The following is a 14,988-nucleotide window of genomic DNA, read 5'->3' on the forward strand; positions in this document are numbered from 1 at the left end:
TCACACTGTGACTCTGCAGTTGAACTCGTCTTTCTCAGCATCGTAACCCATGTTCTTGCTCGTCAATTGCCGATTGAAGTATCTTGAAAGAACGCCAGCCCAGAACGAACCAATGATTAGTTTTTGTGAACCTTTCAGAGTTTTGACAGGCGGATTCTTAATCACAATACCCACCATCGGAGGATCCGTGTGAAGAATGCTCAGTGAGGCATAACCCCATCCGGTGTACGGTTGTAGATCAACCAGCGCCTTGAGCATCTCTCCTTGGCTTTTATTCGTGTTGTTTCTTGTCATTACATCGAATGTATCTCGACCAGATTCAAATAGCATGTAGTGAACGATAGCTTCAGCGCCGCTTCCAAACATTTTGTCCAGTTTTTCACACATCGCTAGCGGGTTCATTATCAGACCGCGTGCGCCATAAAATCGTAGTTCACCGTTCGTGGCATGACCCGGTATTCCTTGCTTCTCATCTTTGGGTTGTCCTTCGTCGCTTTTTTGCGTTGCATCATACTCCATGGTTTTTGTTGCTTTTTGCATGTCAAAACTCCCTCGTATGGATTAACAGATCTGCTGTATCTATCATGTAACTCAGCAACCAGAGCACATCAAACACTGCGTTGTGTTTGCTAATGTTAGCGTTTAATAATAGATTTGTTAAGTCTGAATATTCAGCGGGAATCAGTATCCTAAAACACTTGACCTGACATTGTTGGAAGCCCGCGGGCACTCAGATTGCACGCTGGCTAACGATAGCTTTTCTGATCCTTGGCTCTGGCGCCTGGTCCGCCAGACTTCTTTGGTTCGCGTCGACGAGGGTCGCCAGCGATTAGCGTACGGTCGTACTCAGTGAACAAAGTCTGCAAGTGTGAGCTTTTTGTCCAGCGCAACAGTGCTCTTGCCACCGCTGTGCGTGAAGCGTCAGCTTGACCCATGAATCCGCCGCCAGACACTCTTATATCAATGTCGAGTTGTCCCCACACATTGTCGCCTGCAAGACGTAGGGGTTCAAGAATTTTGTTTCGAGCAATTTGCGGCTCGAAAATCTCAACTGGAACATTGTTGACTCGCACCCTGCCTTTGCCAGCCCTTACTGTGGCTCTTGCGACCGCGGTCTTGCGTTTGCCGCTGGTTAGAAGAACCTTGGTTGTGCTTGACACTTCATTCACCTTCAGGTTTGTATCCAATCTGTTTAGCGAATTCTTCTATAGTGACATATGGACATTTTAGTTTGCCAACATGAGCATCAGGAATAGTCTGCATCTTTGCAGTTTTCAGTTCAGATGGAACCCCTAGGAAGACTCTGAGTCGTCTCAACGCGTTTGCTCCCTTCGGCTTTCGGCGTGGAAGCATGCCTCTCACAGTTCTTCGCACGATTTGGTCTGGGCGTCTGGGGTGAAATGGCCCCTTACCCGGATGCCCAACTTTGAGAAATTCTTTAGCTTCTTTCACGCGGCTAAGTCTTCTGCCTGACAAAGTTGCTTTCTCAGCGTTAACAATAATAATGGGTTCGCCGAGAAGCAAGCGTTTGGCCACTTTGCTGGCCATTCGTCCGAGTATCAGACCTGACGCGTCGATGACTGTGCTTTCCGCTGCATCCTTGGTGGTCACGGCTTTCCTACTCCATTATCCTCACATTGCCGCCTTTCGGATTGTCCTCAAGAAGCTGTGATATAGGGATACACTTGCCTTTAGCCTGTGCAATCTTGGCACGAGCTTCGTCTGAAAATGCAAATGCGGCAATAACTAGAGGGTGCTCCAGTTTGCCAGCGGCCAAAACCTTGCCAGGAACTACCACGATTTCCTTTTCCTTCGTGTGCCTGTTCAGGCGGCTCAGGTTCACTGCCACGCGTCGGCGTTTCGAAGCAGACAAGCTGTGGGCTACGTCTCGCCAGATGGCCGCCTCGTTCTCCTTAGCCTTCTTTCTCAGAGACCGAATGAGTGTGAGAAGCTCAGGATTCTGCGACTTGACTTGCCTCATCCTTCTTCACCGCTAACTGTTCCAGAAAGGATTCGAACTTGCGATCAAGAATTTTGACTGCTTCGAGCAATATTCGATCAATGGGAAGGGCGCCTGTAGACTCTATGTCCATGACAAAAACATCTTTGTCCAAGGATACTTCAACTGCGGGTGGACTCTTAGGGCACGCTTCCACACAGTCACGACAAACAGTGCACTCCATCACGTTGCGAAGCTCAAGTTTCTTTCCACCCTCTGAAACCGACAGAACACGTTTTGGGCAAATGTCTGCGCATTTGCCGCATGCGTCACATTCTTTCTCGTTTATCTTCACTTTTGGAAAATTCCTGTAAACGCACATTGAAACTGGCTGCCACTTTGCGTGTTTTCCGCCTTTTCCAAGCCTCGCGTAGCTTTCCAATTTCAAGTGTTGTTCTGGCGTCAGTTTAACGAGGGGTATTCTGTCGCTCACAGGCGTGATGTTAGGATTTTCTGACATCATATCGCCTGAATAAACGGTTCTAACGCTGTCCTCAGCTTCGACGTTAAGAGTCAATGAGACTCGGCATAGGTTGCAGCCCAGCTCGCTTTTGCACGAGCATTCCTCAGGCAAATTGTAGGAGTCCAGATCAGTTTTCAAAGGGACAAAACCTAGTCGATGGGCCAGAATCTCGTCGTGAAGCATAGAAGAGTTTTCGATTACCACAATTTCGTCGATTGCCATGGCTGGAACTTCAGCGACTATAATACGGCGCAGCGAATTCATGAACGCCGCGTCAACGCCTTCAATGGTCAGACGAGCGAAAAGATCATTCTTGTCGACAATTTTGATTTCCAAGCCGGGCAGTTTCTCCTGTTACACTCTACGGCCTCTGCGTCCGCCCTTCCTTCGTGTGCCATCATGCGGAACCGGTGTGACTTCTTCAATGCGCCCTATGCGGAATCCAGCTCTAGCCAAAGCGCGGATTGCAGCTTGAGCTCCGGGTCCCGGGGTTCTCGGTCCTGAACCGCCTGGCGCTCGGACTTTTATGTGTATGGCGGTGATGCCCTTGTCTCTAGCCACTGTAGCTACATGACTTGCACATCTCATGGCTGCATAGGGAGAGGATTCAAGTCGGTCGGCCTTGACGAACATGCCTCCGCTGGCTCGAGCGATGGTTTCCGCTCCAGATAAGTCGGTGGCGTGGACGAGGGTGTTGTTGTAAGAACTGTAAACGTGAACGATTGCCCATTTGTCGGCTTTCTTGCTCAAGCCTTCTCCTCCATCCCTCTTCGCCTTGGTCCGGTTCGCAGTTCGGGTTTCCCTGGGCCTTCAGCGCTTATCGATGTCCTAACTGGATGATCAGGTTTTGTAAGATTGCTTGTTGGTGCATAGGCAAGTTTTGTTTCATCGTCTTTCAAAACAAGGTAGCTGGGGGAAGGCACACGCCTTCCATCGATAGCGATGTGCCCGTGAGTGACAAGTTGTCGGGCCTGATAAATAGATTTAGCTAAGCCCTTGCTAAAGACCATTGTTTGCAGCCGTCGTTCAAGAATGTCTTCTAAAGCAAGATCCAAAACATCGTCCAGAACTGCAGTCCCAGGCAGGATACCCAGACGACTGAGTCTATCTAGGAGTTGCTTCTCCATTTTCTCGCGTTGTTCAGCAGGCATGCCTAACAACGATCGGGCGATTTCGCGAAATCTTGACAATGTTGTCTTGTGACGCCACAACTCGCGTTTGTTTCGCAGCCCATACTGTCCGAGAAACCTAAGTTCAGATTGGAGAGTGTCAGTCCGCCACGGAAAGCGCGGAGTTTCATATTTTCGACGCTGTTTTCTTGGATCACCCATTTTAAGTAGCCGCCGCTCCTCTCTTGATTAGGTCCTTCTTCTTCACGCCCATGGCTTTGCCTGATCTCCCTGTTGTCTTGGTGTGTTGTCCTCTGACTCGTAGGCCGTAGGCATGGCGGTAGCCTCGCCATGATTTTATGTCTTTCATTTCTTCTATGTCGGTTTTGATCTTAAGTGTGAGATCTGCTCCGATGAGGTGGATGTCTTTTCCTGTTTCCATATCTTTGGCGCGGTTTAGCATCCAAGCGGGTATGCCGTGTTTGGATGGGTTGGTTACAATGTCTTCGAGTCTTTCGACGTCGATCTCGGTTAGGAAGCCAACGCGTGTTTCAGGGGGTATGTTGGCTTTGCGTGTTATGGCGTTGGCTAACGGTATGCCTATTCCGTTTATGTTGGCTACGGCAAAGTTGAGCTTCAGGGTGCCATCTAGGTCTTTGCCTGCGATTCGAACGATGTGTCGAAACTCCTTAGTTGACATGGTTTGGCGTCCGTTTTATAGATCGGGCTATCTACCATGACAGGAGTATTTTATTTAAACTTTGCTGGTTTCATGTTGAAGAGTTTCTGGGGGCGTTAGTATGAGTGCTGAAAAATTTTTTTGCGGTGAAAGTTAGACTTTTTTGTTTGTGTTCTGAGGGCTGTTTTTGTTTCGGTTTGGGAGTTGGGTTCTGTTTGTGTGTTTTTTGCGTGGTGTTCTATGTTGCTATGCGTGACGTTTAATGTTGGCATGCGTGACGTTTGAGTATGTTGACGTGGCTCTGTGGGAAAGAGAATTTCAAGAGAAGAAGAAGGCAATCGCTTAGCGCCTTCTTCACCTATTAAGCCCACCGTGTCAAATAGGAAAGCAGGTACAGAGCGATAAATAACACTCCCGCCTTCTTATCCAAGTTTTTCCTCAATGCTAACATTGATATAATCACCGTGGAAGAAAGCAGCGCGGTGGGATGCCAAGGATCATGTAAGCCTCTCGACTTGATTATTGGATTCTAGCCTGACGCCCGGGCTAACCATAGAATATCGCGCGCAAATGAGTTGGCAAGGATAAATTTATAAAGGTTAGATGCTATACTTATCGCCGAATGGTGAACATAAATGTCCGCAACACCGAAATTTGAGATCTACAAGGATGCAGCAGAGAAATTCCGATTCAGACTGAAGGCAGCGAACGGTGAAACCATAGCGGAAGGCGAGGCTTACGAGTCGAAAGACAGCTGCAAGAATGGCATTGAATCGGTAAAAACGAATGCTCCAATAGCAGAAATCGTCGATCTGACACAATAAGAACACGTCCCCCCATCAGAGAACTCGCACTCCCTTTTTTCTGTGACAAACATCTTTAGCGCACGCTGCTTGCTCTTTTGAATCTGCGTTCCCTGTGGCGTTATCAGAATTGGATTCTTGGGGCTGTGGTTGGGTATGTTTCAGCAATTAGACGCGCGTGTTCTTTGTGCCAGCTTTCTTGACTCGTATTGTCTGAAGGTTCGTCGTGGCCATGTCTTTCGGTCTTTCGATGTCGGCTTTGGGCGTCAATTCTAGCAACTCAGTCCCTTTGAAGACAAATGGGATATGCCCCGGTGCGAGATAGTACGCTTCCTTTGCCTTGATTACTTCCTCGTGGTCTTTGTAGCGTACGATCATCTTGCCCTTGAGAACGAAGCCCCAGTGGTGCCCATGACACCTACCATCAGGTTCTTCCTTGTTTAGTGGCGCAAAGTCAACGTCAGCAACCGCCTTCTGAAAAGAAACGTAAAATCCACCCCATTCGGCTGATCTCCACTGATATTTGCCGTCAATAGACTCCATCGGGAGCTGCCGTTTCAGCGCATGAGTTTCTTTGAGTTTCATGTTCGTCGATTCCGCGCAACTCTCTATTATGAATTACGGCTGACCTGCTACGCTACGCACTGGCAAATGCGGCTTTACTCGAATTCATTTAGACCATAATGTTGAAGTCTATCCGTCTTCCGCGCCGGAAATGACTGAGTCTTTATCTAGGTAGTTATTGGTAAATAGCAGAATTGCGTGAGCGGAGACCAGGATTGACAGATGGGACCTATTATTGGACGCATCGGAGGACGTCTCCAGTTCGAAGGAATCGATGTCCAGGAGCTGTGCGAAAGCCTAGGAACCCCCATATTCCTCATCTCCGAAGGGCTTTTGAGAGACAGGTTTAGACAATTCAGAAATGAATTCCAAAAGCGATACTCAAACGTTGCTGTAGCATATTCATACAAGACGAATTACCTGCCCAGCGTGTGCTGCATATTAGACAAAGAAGGAGCATGGACAGAAGTCGTGTCTTTGCTTGAACTCAGCATTGCAGAGATGATTGGCGTAGATCCTAAGAGGATCATTTTCAACGGTCCAGCCAAAACGAATGACGGGCTTCTCAAAGCCATGGAACTGGGCGTGCGTGTGCTAAACGTCGATTCCATAAGTGAACTAAAGAGAGTAGTCAGTTTAGTGCGTGACACCGATCTTAGGGTCAACGTCGGCTTCAGACTTTCCTACCCTGGAAGGGTCCCTTCAAGGAATAAGTTCGGCATTACAGCTGAGCAGATACTTGATGGCTGTAGCATAATCTCCAAAGAGAAAAGGATGCACTACAGAGGATTGCACACGCACATCGGTACAGAGACTACGCAGATCGGCAAATATGAAAAAGCTATAGAGCTTTTGACAGATTTGGCATCATCGATCTACAAAAGATACGGGTTCCAGACAGAGATAATCGATCTTGGCGGAGGCTTCGCGTTTAAAGAAGTCGCCCCATACTCACACAGAGGTCGTTGGTCACCACCATCGTTTTCTGAATATGCTTCCAGAATCTGTTCGAAGTTAATGCTTGCTTCAACCGACAGATTATCAAAACCTCCAACACTTGCTCTCGAACCCGGAAGAGCATTGGTAGGTCCGACTGCTTTGCTGGCAACGAAAGTGATTGCAGCGAAGCAAGTCTCAGGGATAAGGTGGGTCATAACTGATGCTGGGCTCAACCTGATTCCCGAGGCAGAACTAAATCAACACAGGGTTGTCCCGACGGTTTTGAGAAAGGGAAAGCCAGAGAGAGTAAACGTTGCCGGACCATTATGCGTTTATGAGGACGTTATAAGATACGGTCTCGAAATGCCCCAGATCAAAGAAGGAGATATACTAGCGATTCTTGATGTTGGCGCCTACAGCATATCGTTGTCTTGGCAATTCATCAGGCTAAGGGGCGGGGTCTGCCTTCTTTGCGATGGGAAATACGAGACAATTCGAAGACCTGAGACAGTCGAAGACGTTCTTAGGCTAGATACAATTCCTCCTCACCTGACGAACAGGAGAGAAAAGAAATCCAATGACCAATATGAGTGAAGTCTACGTACGCGTGTCTGTGGATGACGCGCGCAATGCTCCTATACGCCGCTCGTTGTGGGGATAGATGAGCGCATGGTCGCGCACGTCAGAAGCGAAAAATCTTTTATTCATTGTGGCGTTGAGGAAGGTTTTGTGATTTGTCTTGAATGACTCCGTTTCTTTGGCTCTAGTAGTCAGCGCCCTAATCATAGTGATAGGATTCTTAAGCAACTACCTTTTCGAGCGCACAGGGTTACCTGACATGCTGTTTTTGATAATTCTTGGATATGTAGTTGGGCCTCTGCTGCGTCTTCTTGACTCATCTGTCTCAACATTGGCTCCGTATCTAGCCGCTTTGGCGTTGGTCTTCATTTTGTTTGACGGTGGCATGAAGATGAACATTCGTCAAGTTTTGTCTCAGAGTCCTAGAGCAATACTGCTTGCTGTGTTGGGCTTCTTGTTCAGTTTGTTGGTGATTGCTCTTTTTATGAGGTATCTTGTCGGAGTTCCATTACGTTATGGAATCTTGTTTGGAAGCATCTTCGGCGGCAGCAGTTCCATCGTGGTAGTTTCGCTTGCCCAAAAGATTGACGTCAGTGAGAAGTGTTCCACGATACTCACTTTAGAGTCAGCAATTACTGACATATTGTGTATCGTGGTTTCTTTGGCTGTTATAGGAGTAATCTTGACAGGACAAGTAAATTACATCGTTGTGACCGCAGACATCGTTACCAAATTTTTAATTGGAGCTTTTGTCGGTGTAGTCTTAGGGTTTGCATGGCTAATTTTGCTTAAAGGAGTGGTTAAACTGCCCTTTTCATACATGCTGACACTGGCCGTTGTGCTGTTTGGATACACGGCGGCAGAATATCTAGGCGGGAGTGGAGCGTTGAGTTCACTGCTCTTCGGTCTGATACTGGGTAATGAAAGTGAAATACTTAGGGCGTTTAAACGTGAAAGACAAAGTGAAGTTGCTGTTGATGCAGGCTTGAGGCGTTTTGAGTCGGAGATAGCGTTTTTGATAAGAACGTTCTTCTTTGTTTTCTTAGGCTTGATAGTAATGATTTCTAACGTGTGGGTTCTGTTCCTTGGAGCGATTTTGTCGCTTCTGCTTTTGCTCGTTAGATTTGGAGCAGTGACACTCGCGACTCTTCACAGTGAACTGCGTGAAGAACGACCTATCATGGGCGTAGTTCTGACTCGAGGTTTAGCTGCCGCTGTTTTGGCAACACTACCACTTCAATACGGCCTACTCTACTCAGACGTTTACATCAACCTAGCAGTGATCGTTATAATCTCCACCGCAGTCATCGCAACCGTAGGCACATTTGCACTACGTACAAAAAGAGGGAGGCGCTGAAATAAATAAGCAGATTACCTTTGACTCGAAGCTTCGTATGTCCTTCAGTTTCAGTTGATTTGTGTCATGAAATGCAAAGCTTCGCCTACTAGCAGTTTGTTGGTAACTCTGTATGTTCATTCAAAGTAAAAAATCGCTTGAACTTTTGTATGCAACTCTTTTTGAACAGGATTTTTTATGAGTGGCAAAAATGAATGCGTGAAGCAAATTTTAAATAGAAATTGTTTCCTATTGTCGGTTTGAGGTTGCAATAGTGCCGAAGAAGGCAAAAGGGAAGAAGAAAAAGGGCGGAAAGAAGTAAGCAATTAAGAGACTAACAACGTCTAAACTAAACCCCGTTTTTTTCTGAATAACACATTTATATTTAGCATACGTTAGGTGCAGTGAAGAAATTTGCCGTTCAAGAAGAAAGCTAAGAAGAAAAAACGCAGGGCGCGTGCACGCGCTAAGAAACAGAAAAGAAAGAAATCCGCGCCACGATAAAACCAAACTTTTCTTTCTGACGATTTAATAACACATAAAATTTATTAGTTGCCAATCTTGAGTTTGGGTCGCAAGTGGTGACTCCGGGCACTGTCATTTGAAGTGCAAGAATTACCCGACATTATAAGATTAATCATCTTACTAAGTTTTAAGAGAGGAGAACATCTCACAAAAGACCAAATCATTCATAGAATTGACAAATATTTAGCACGTAACACCGCCATTGAACCCGCGGATCTAGAAGAAGCTCTGACCGAGATGGCATCTGAGAATGTCGTGGCTTTCACTAATGAAGTTTTTACTCTAACAAATGAGGGAATTAGGCTCAGCAAGCACTGGAAAAACTTGCTAACTAAGAGAGAACATATACTTGAATTCATTGCCGGATTGGCGGATGGCACTATCACTGGTCTTGTTATCGTCCTTTCAGCGCTTCTAGTGAGTTTGACATCGCGTACAATGATATGGACTGCTCTTCTGGGCTTGTCAGCAGTATCGATAACAAACTTTTCAAGTTTTATGCTAGGTAGCAAAACAGAAGACATCGCGGACGCGCTTTCTCTCAGGGCCTTAATGGAATACAGTGTGAATGACATATTAGACAAAAGGGAAAGAACAAAATCCCTCAGGCTCGTCAAGGATTTATTTTCAATCCTTAGAAGGCGAAGAACCAGAACGAATTTGCGGGCTGCGTTGACCTGTAGCATTACAACATTTTCTGTAGGCATACTGCCAGTAGCGTTTTTCTCAACTCTTCCGGCTCCTTTTAATGTATTCTTCTCATTTGGCGTGATAGTTGCAATGTTGGGAATCCTCATTCGTTATCGCTCGGAGAAATCGAAAGTACACTGGAAAACAACCTTGGGAGAAACACTTATCATCATAGCAATCGCAGTTATCGCGTCATTAATACTTGGGAGCATTTAGGCTTATATATGCTGTTTAGGTGGTTTAAGCTTTTGTCAATCCTGCAAGAACCCCTGCAAAATCTTAGAAGATAAAATTGATAGGATTCTTAATGCTAGGAAGAAAATCCAAATTAGAATGACTATTAAAACAATGCCGCTGATCGCAAAGTGAAAACTTGTTAAGAACGGAAAATATAGCGCGTAAACGATGAGAACAAAGATGACGTAAAAGACATATTTGAAAAGAGTCAATGCGTCCTCTTGGTTTATTCCCCGTTTTGAACCGTATTTCCTTGCCGGAAAAAAAGAAAACGCATCAATCAGTTTTTTGAAACCGAGGACAGCTCGAAACATAAAGATTGTGAATGCTGTGAAAACGACCAGGGAACATAGCAGTCCAGTTTGCCAGTTTAAGGAGTTAGCTAATGGTATGAAAACCAAGATTCCGAAAAGCCATATTATGATGGCGGTGAGGAAATTATGAAACGTAGCTGGGCCATGGCTTCTTAAACATTGAGCAAGGTCATCGATTTCGCGTCTTATTTGGGTTGACATATTCAATATCCTCTCCTCTAAAGTGGTTTTGCAACCTTTTCCACTAATCTATAAATGAAGTATAAGATCACGGGCACACAGATCAATACAATGACAAAACCTGCGATGATGAATAATGATCTTGTAATCTCAAGAGAGATTCCAGTCTGATAACTTGTCGTCGCGATGATCCAATCGTAACTTTCCGGAAAGTATTGCTTTATGACAATGAAAAATGCAAGATCAACTGTGAGGATGGTCAAAAAAATGGAGATTTTTGATAATACCCGCAATGCTATCACTGCTTATGCTTTCTTTGCGCGGCTCTCTAGCTCGTCAGCCCATTTTGAGGTGTATCGACCGATCTCCGCAGCTATTGCTCTGCAGCTTCTCCATAATGCAAAGATAGCCCAGATTACAATGAGGATCAAGACGATTGCAGGTATCGCTGGGTGAATGTCTCCGAGATATTGCGCGAACAGCAGATAGGTCAATGACACAATGATGACGTATAGTACGCCGTCTAAGGCTATTCTATAGTGTCTAAAGGATTCCACATTGACTTCACCGCTCGCCTTACCGAATTGGTACGCCAAGACGCCTGCGATTCCACCAGTTAATCTTCGAATGTCAATGAATACCGTGAAAATTATGATGGCCAATGCTACCACGAAGATGAAGCTGATGATTGCGTGCACTGGATAGCCGAGAAACACTTCCTCCATTCCTTTCGAAATGGGTATGAACACCATCTGTCCGACGAGCCAAATCACTATTGCGGCTCCGATGGAGAGGGCAACTCTGGCGCCGACTTCGCGCATAGCCCTTGCAGATTCAGTGTATGCTTCCGAGCCAAAAGTCTCTATTCTTCTCTCTTCGCCTCTAGGTTCCTCTGCTTTCGGTTCTTCTTTCTTAGCCATTTTTATCACTGAGCAATAAACATCACTGTTAACTTATAAATATTCCTTATTTACTATACTATACTCCCAAAGGTTGGAAGTATAGGTCAGGACCTACAGTTATCCCCGTCCGCGACATTCCCGAACTTTAGAAGGCCAACAGCCATAAGCATGACTCCTAATTGCAACAGGGCTAATCAGAGGTTCGACTTTTATGGAAAGGACAGCGTCGGCAACATTGTCACCGATGATGAAAACCGGCATCACCCTTCGAAAATGGCGCAATTTTTTCCTTGTCATATCAAGGCTCGTTCTCGTTCAGACTCGGCTTGACTATGGGCGTAAAGATATTATGCCGAGAGTTGTCGCCAAGAAAAGTACGTATATGAAGAGCAGAATCGCGCCCTCTTTCCAGCCCAACCTCTCCATCGACAAGAAATACCATAAAAATAGGTTGGCGATGAGAGAAAAAATGACCAAATCGGTGAAAAAGACCATGTCCTTCACCGTAAACGGCGAAGCAATCAAAGTAACCCCCAAAATCAATGTTATGTTCATGAAGCCGCTTCCTATGATGTTACCTAAGGCTAACGCTGAGTGTCCCTTAAGAAAAGCCTTCACGCTAATGGAGAATTCTGGCAGACTGGTGCCAAACGCAATAACAGTGGCGCCGATCAAGGCCTTTGACAAGCCTGCAAATTCCGCTATAACAACTGCGGACTCAACTATAAAATAAGCGCTTAGAATAACGCCTGCGACACCCACGAAGGTGAGCGCGACGTATAGGCGCAATTTCCTCCTCATATCCTCAGAAACCTCTTCACTCTCTCCAGCTGGGATTCTAATCTTGGACAACTGATATGTGTATAAGCCAAAAATCAACAACAAAATCAAGCCAACAAACCAACTTGCATAAGCTAGATACACCAACGACAAGGGAATGATCGAAGCCACGAAGAGACCGAAGTAGAGGCTTCCAAACTCTCTCTTAGCCATGGTAGGGATCATTTTCACATTACGTGAACGCCCCAATGAAGCAACGAGAAGAGCAGATAACCCGACTATTAGACAAACGTTCACAACGTTTGAGCCAATGACGTTTCCAACCGAAATCGCACCCTCGCCGCCAAACGCGGCGAAAACAGCCACACTCAACTCGGGCAAAGACGTAGAAAAGGCTATCAAAATAAAACCTACGGTCATTTTTCCAAGCCCAGTTATGTCCGAGACTTTGATTGCGTTAGTGATAGTCACGTGACTAGAGTAGTTAAGCACTATCAAAAAAATGCCGAGAAGGAGCAAGCTTACTATTATGTCCATGCTAAACCCTCACAAAGATTGGCAAAAACAAGTGCGGCGATAGAATGTGCGCCATTCGCTTTCATCCTCGAAAGTGCCAGACGTTTGGTTAGCTTATAACTATTACTAAAAGGTTATAAGTATTCTCATTAAACTATATTGATTGAGTCATGAAAATCTTATAGGGTGGTTCTCGAATTCCATATACTATAAGAAGGCGTCTATTTGGCTTCAGGGGAATTGGTGGCCACAGGCGAAGAGGCGTTAAGAGTGGCTGATGCGCTGACTTCGGCGAGCTTCAGGATACTGCGATTGCTTTCGAAGGAGCGCCTGGATGTTTCGAGGATCGCCGAAAGGTTAGAGCTGAGCGAGGCCTACATAAGTGAGCAGGTACGCGTCCTCGAAGAATTGAAGTTAATCAAAGTGGGCTACCAGCGGGGCAAAAGGGGAATTAGAAAGATGTGCGAATTGGCAGTCAAAAAAATCACCATAGTGATTACGCCGTGATTTTGTCTATCTGTCTACTTGAGTAAGGGCACAAGCTTGGTTCTTAATTTGCAGCAAATTTTAATAAAAAAAAATTCCCAATTGTTTGTTTGAGGTCGCAATCGTGTCGAAGCGCGCAAAAGGAAAGAAGAAAAAGGGCGGAAAGAAATTCGCACTGCAGAAATGAGTTTGGAGGAGGTGAATGAGAAGTTGGTTAATGTGAACACGCTCTTAGGAAAGAATGTGATAGGCGCCGGCGCTAAACTGATCGGCAACGTAATCGGCGTCGAGGCAGAGTTGCTTCCAGAATGGAAAATCACTCACTTGCACGTAAGCCTAACGGAGGAAGCCACAAGAGACCTCGGGTACAAAAAACCATTTTTTGGCTCGGTTGGAGTCCTGCTTCCAGTATCCCTCGCTAAAGCAGTTGCAGACGTAATAACTCTAGACAAGAAACTTGAAGAACTCAGAGACGTAGTTGAGCCGATGAAAAAATAAGCAAATCCTTTTGTCTGCTTAAAGGGGCAAAAGAAGAAGGAGACAGTGGTGTTTCTTCCCATGCTCTAACAGGATTTGTCGCGGCTGCAATTTCCATGGCGCATGTCTACTGTTTTGTCTTGGACCTTACGGTTATGTCGTGGGAGTCAAGCTTTATCCGAGTGAAAGCTGAAACAGTCTGAGAAGTTGGTTTAATGAGGCTCAGAACAAAGAGAGTGGCGCTTGCAACCCTGTTTGGCGTTGTGGTGTTTCTCTCAGATGTTGTTTTGCCCTCTCCGTTGAAGTATATGTTCTTCGTTGTTCACGCTACTCTACTGTGTTTGGGAGCGATTATTCTGCGAAGGATGGGTGCCACCTATGTCGCTTTGATTGGAGGCAGTTTAGCTGCGGTTTGGCAGTTTGCCACTGCGCCTTTCACGTTTGCTTTTGCAGTGCTTTATGGTTTGCTTCTGGACGGCTTGTTTGTGGTTTTTAGGGTCATAGCGGATGATTATGTGATGAAAGGAAGGTTAATTGCAGCGTCAACTGTGAGCACAGTCGTGGTTGGAGGGGCCAGCTTCTATACGACCGTTATTGTCTTTGGTTGGTTCCCTAGGAACGTGTTGATAGAAACCGCAATCCTAGTTGGCGGAACCTTGAATGGGGCAGCCGCAGGGTACCTTGCCTCACTCGTATGGAACAAGTATCTGAAGAACATTGCACTCTAGACACTTCAACGGCGACGATTTTCAAACTTTTTTCCTCGAATATCTTGCCTTTCGTGCATTTTCTTACCTCATCATTAAGAAGGGACTCGTCAAAGTGGTAGCCGAGATAACGGCAACGAACGCCACATAAACGTTTTTGTTCTAAGCAGTGCACGGTTTGTACTTGCGTTGGACTCGAATTCGGTTAGGGTTTTACAAATGATTTTTAATTAGGCAAGCAGAATTAGGGCTTGGTTAAGTTGAATTCAACATGGTATGCGATGGAAGTTGAAGAGGTTCTGCGTGCTTTACAATCTGACCTGAAAGGCTTGAGTGACGAAGAAGTTGAGCGGAGACTGCTGAAGTTTGGATACAATGAGTTAAAGAAGCGAAAAAAGGGTAACTCCGCCGCAGATTTTTTTGGCTCAATTTAAGAACATTTTCGTTATTATGCTGATAGTCGCCATCATAATTTAGCGCGCGAATAGTGGCTTGATGAATCGGTCTGGCGAGATGCTGGGTTAAAGTGTGTTCGGTTTCGTAAAGGTTAATAGTAATGCGGGATAAGTGCTCTCTGAACCTGAATTTGACTGGAGATAGAAGTCATGGGTTTCTTGGATGACCTGCTTTCCCACGTCCCCTATCTGTTAACTTTGCTTGAAATTGCGATCGTAGTCGGGGTTGCGATTGTTTTGGAGCGTTT

At 45.7% G+C, this 14,988-nt stretch carries 19 protein-coding genes; 8 read left to right on the forward strand and 11 right to left on the reverse strand.

Annotation, left to right across the window (positions count from 1 at the left end; translation table 11 throughout):
• From VJ249_05835 to VJ249_05870, 8 genes are all read right to left on the reverse strand, one after another.
• Nucleotides 1-540 carry a hypothetical protein gene (locus VJ249_05835; protein HKZ94083.1) on the reverse strand — a complete coding sequence of 180 codons (540 nt, stop codon included), beginning with the start codon at nucleotides 538-540 and terminating at the stop codon, nucleotides 1-3.
• A gap of 206 nt (nucleotides 541-746) precedes the next feature.
• Nucleotides 747-1,160, reverse strand: a complete 414-nt coding sequence (locus tag VJ249_05840; protein HKZ94084.1) for a 30S ribosomal protein S9 — start codon at nucleotides 1,158-1,160, stop codon at nucleotides 747-749.
• Between the two features lies 1 nt (nucleotide 1,161).
• Nucleotides 1,162-1,611, reverse strand: a complete 450-nt coding sequence (gene rplM / locus VJ249_05845) for a 50S ribosomal protein L13 (protein ID HKZ94085.1) — start codon at nucleotides 1,609-1,611, stop codon at nucleotides 1,162-1,164.
• 7 nt (nucleotides 1,612-1,618) lie between these two features.
• Nucleotides 1,619-1,981 carry a 50S ribosomal protein L18e gene (locus VJ249_05850; protein HKZ94086.1) on the reverse strand — a complete coding sequence of 121 codons (363 nt, stop codon included), beginning with the start codon at nucleotides 1,979-1,981 and terminating at the stop codon, nucleotides 1,619-1,621.
• Nucleotides 1,953-2,798 (reverse strand): DNA-directed RNA polymerase subunit D, encoded by an 846-nt coding sequence (locus VJ249_05855; GenBank protein HKZ94087.1) that lies wholly within the window; start codon nucleotides 2,796-2,798, stop codon nucleotides 1,953-1,955. Before VJ249_05855 ends, VJ249_05850 begins: the two co-directional genes overlap by 29 nt.
• Before the next feature lie 18 nt (nucleotides 2,799-2,816).
• A complete protein-coding gene (locus tag VJ249_05860) occupies nucleotides 2,817-3,212 on the reverse strand; it encodes a 30S ribosomal protein S11 (GenBank protein ID HKZ94088.1) in 396 nt (131 codons plus the stop codon).
• Nucleotides 3,209-3,793 (reverse strand): 30S ribosomal protein S4, encoded by a 585-nt coding sequence (locus VJ249_05865; protein HKZ94089.1) that lies wholly within the window; start codon nucleotides 3,791-3,793, stop codon nucleotides 3,209-3,211. Before VJ249_05865 ends, VJ249_05860 begins: the two co-directional genes overlap by 4 nt.
• 1 nt (nucleotide 3,794) lies before the next feature.
• The gene (locus VJ249_05870) at nucleotides 3,795-4,271 is read right to left on the reverse strand and encodes a 30S ribosomal protein S13 (GenBank protein ID HKZ94090.1); all 477 of its coding nucleotides are present in this window, start codon (nucleotides 4,269-4,271) and stop codon (nucleotides 3,795-3,797) included.
• Between the two features lie 614 nt (nucleotides 4,272-4,885).
• On the opposite strand from VJ249_05870, the gene VJ249_05875 reads away from it, so the two are divergent.
• Nucleotides 4,886-5,074, forward strand: coding sequence for a YegP family protein (locus VJ249_05875; protein HKZ94091.1), 189 nt, complete (start codon nucleotides 4,886-4,888; stop codon nucleotides 5,072-5,074).
• A gap of 147 nt (nucleotides 5,075-5,221) precedes the next feature.
• On the opposite strand, the gene VJ249_05880 is transcribed toward VJ249_05875, so the two are convergent.
• Nucleotides 5,222-5,638, reverse strand: a complete 417-nt coding sequence (locus tag VJ249_05880) for a cupin domain-containing protein (protein HKZ94092.1) — start codon at nucleotides 5,636-5,638, stop codon at nucleotides 5,222-5,224.
• 201 nt (nucleotides 5,639-5,839) lie between these two features.
• Between VJ249_05880 and VJ249_05885 the strand changes: the two genes are divergently transcribed.
• The 3 genes from VJ249_05885 to VJ249_05895 all read left to right on the forward strand — a co-directional run bounded on the left by VJ249_05885 (nucleotide 5,840) and on the right by VJ249_05895 (nucleotide 9,902).
• Nucleotides 5,840-7,150, forward strand: coding sequence for a hypothetical protein (locus VJ249_05885; protein ID HKZ94093.1), 1,311 nt, complete (start codon nucleotides 5,840-5,842; stop codon nucleotides 7,148-7,150).
• A 145-nt stretch (nucleotides 7,151-7,295) separates the two neighbouring features.
• The gene (locus tag VJ249_05890) at nucleotides 7,296-8,492 is read left to right on the forward strand and encodes a cation:proton antiporter (GenBank protein ID HKZ94094.1); all 1,197 of its coding nucleotides are present in this window, start codon (nucleotides 7,296-7,298) and stop codon (nucleotides 8,490-8,492) included.
• 741 nt (nucleotides 8,493-9,233) lie between these two features.
• Nucleotides 9,234-9,902 (forward strand): hypothetical protein, encoded by a 669-nt coding sequence (locus tag VJ249_05895; GenBank protein HKZ94095.1) that lies wholly within the window; start codon nucleotides 9,234-9,236, stop codon nucleotides 9,900-9,902.
• A gap of 820 nt (nucleotides 9,903-10,722) precedes the next feature.
• Here the strand turns inward: VJ249_05895 and VJ249_05900 are convergent.
• Complete coding sequence (locus VJ249_05900) at nucleotides 10,723-11,337, reverse strand: hypothetical protein (protein ID HKZ94096.1); 615 nt, start codon at nucleotides 11,335-11,337, stop codon at nucleotides 10,723-10,725.
• Nucleotides 11,338-11,649: 312 nt separating this feature from the next.
• Nucleotides 11,650-12,636 carry a sodium:calcium antiporter gene (locus VJ249_05905; protein ID HKZ94097.1) on the reverse strand — a complete coding sequence of 329 codons (987 nt, stop codon included), beginning with the start codon at nucleotides 12,634-12,636 and terminating at the stop codon, nucleotides 11,650-11,652.
• A 204-nt stretch (nucleotides 12,637-12,840) separates the two neighbouring features.
• Between VJ249_05905 and VJ249_05910 the strand changes: the two genes are divergently transcribed.
• The 4 genes from VJ249_05910 (at nucleotide 12,841) to VJ249_05925 (ending at nucleotide 14,719) form a co-directional block, all read left to right on the forward strand.
• Nucleotides 12,841-13,122 carry an ArsR family transcriptional regulator gene (locus tag VJ249_05910; protein HKZ94098.1) on the forward strand — a complete coding sequence of 94 codons (282 nt, stop codon included), beginning with the start codon at nucleotides 12,841-12,843 and terminating at the stop codon, nucleotides 13,120-13,122.
• 177 nt (nucleotides 13,123-13,299) lie between these two features.
• The gene (locus VJ249_05915) at nucleotides 13,300-13,599 is read left to right on the forward strand and encodes a hypothetical protein (GenBank protein HKZ94099.1); all 300 of its coding nucleotides are present in this window, start codon (nucleotides 13,300-13,302) and stop codon (nucleotides 13,597-13,599) included.
• 194 nt (nucleotides 13,600-13,793) lie between these two features.
• Nucleotides 13,794-14,306, forward strand: coding sequence for a hypothetical protein (locus VJ249_05920; protein HKZ94100.1), 513 nt, complete (start codon nucleotides 13,794-13,796; stop codon nucleotides 14,304-14,306).
• 230 nt (nucleotides 14,307-14,536) lie between these two features.
• Nucleotides 14,537-14,719: a cation-transporting P-type ATPase gene (locus VJ249_05925; GenBank protein ID HKZ94101.1), complete on the forward strand. Its 183-nt coding sequence runs from the start codon at nucleotides 14,537-14,539 to the stop codon at nucleotides 14,717-14,719.
• Nucleotides 14,720-14,988: the final 269 nt, after the last annotated feature.

The sequence above is a fragment of the Candidatus Bathyarchaeia archaeon genome (genome assembly GCA_035283685.1).
In the GTDB taxonomy this organism is placed as follows: domain Archaea; phylum Thermoproteota; class Bathyarchaeia; order Bathyarchaeales; family Bathyarchaeaceae; genus DATETJ01.

Bases quoted from the DNA above. Each gene is read 5' to 3' on its own strand.
- VJ249_05835 (HKZ94083.1), bottom strand. From the start codon at position 540: ATGCAAAAAGCAACAAAAACCATGGAGTATGATGCAACGCAAAAAAGC.
- VJ249_05905 (HKZ94097.1), bottom strand. From the start codon at position 12,636: ATGGACATAATAGTAAGCTTGCTCCTTCTCGGCATTTTTTTGATAGTG.
- VJ249_05920 (HKZ94100.1), top strand. From the start codon at position 13,794: ATGAGGCTCAGAACAAAGAGAGTGGCGCTTGCAACCCTGTTTGGCGTT.
- VJ249_05900 (HKZ94096.1), bottom strand. From the start codon at position 11,337: ATGGCTAAGAAAGAAGAACCGAAAGCAGAGGAACCTAGAGGCGAAGAG.
- VJ249_05885 (HKZ94093.1), top strand. From the start codon at position 5,840: ATGGGACCTATTATTGGACGCATCGGAGGACGTCTCCAGTTCGAAGGA.
- VJ249_05895 (HKZ94095.1), top strand. From the start codon at position 9,234: ATGGCATCTGAGAATGTCGTGGCTTTCACTAATGAAGTTTTTACTCTA.
- VJ249_05865 (HKZ94089.1), bottom strand. From the start codon at position 3,793: ATGGGTGATCCAAGAAAACAGCGTCGAAAATATGAAACTCCGCGCTTT.
- VJ249_05870 (HKZ94090.1), bottom strand. From the start codon at position 4,271: ATGTCAACTAAGGAGTTTCGACACATCGTTCGAATCGCAGGCAAAGAC.
- VJ249_05875 (HKZ94091.1), top strand. From the start codon at position 4,886: ATGTCCGCAACACCGAAATTTGAGATCTACAAGGATGCAGCAGAGAAA.
- VJ249_05850 (HKZ94086.1), bottom strand. From the start codon at position 1,981: ATGAGGCAAGTCAAGTCGCAGAATCCTGAGCTTCTCACACTCATTCGG.
- VJ249_05880 (HKZ94092.1), bottom strand. From the start codon at position 5,638: ATGAAACTCAAAGAAACTCATGCGCTGAAACGGCAGCTCCCGATGGAG.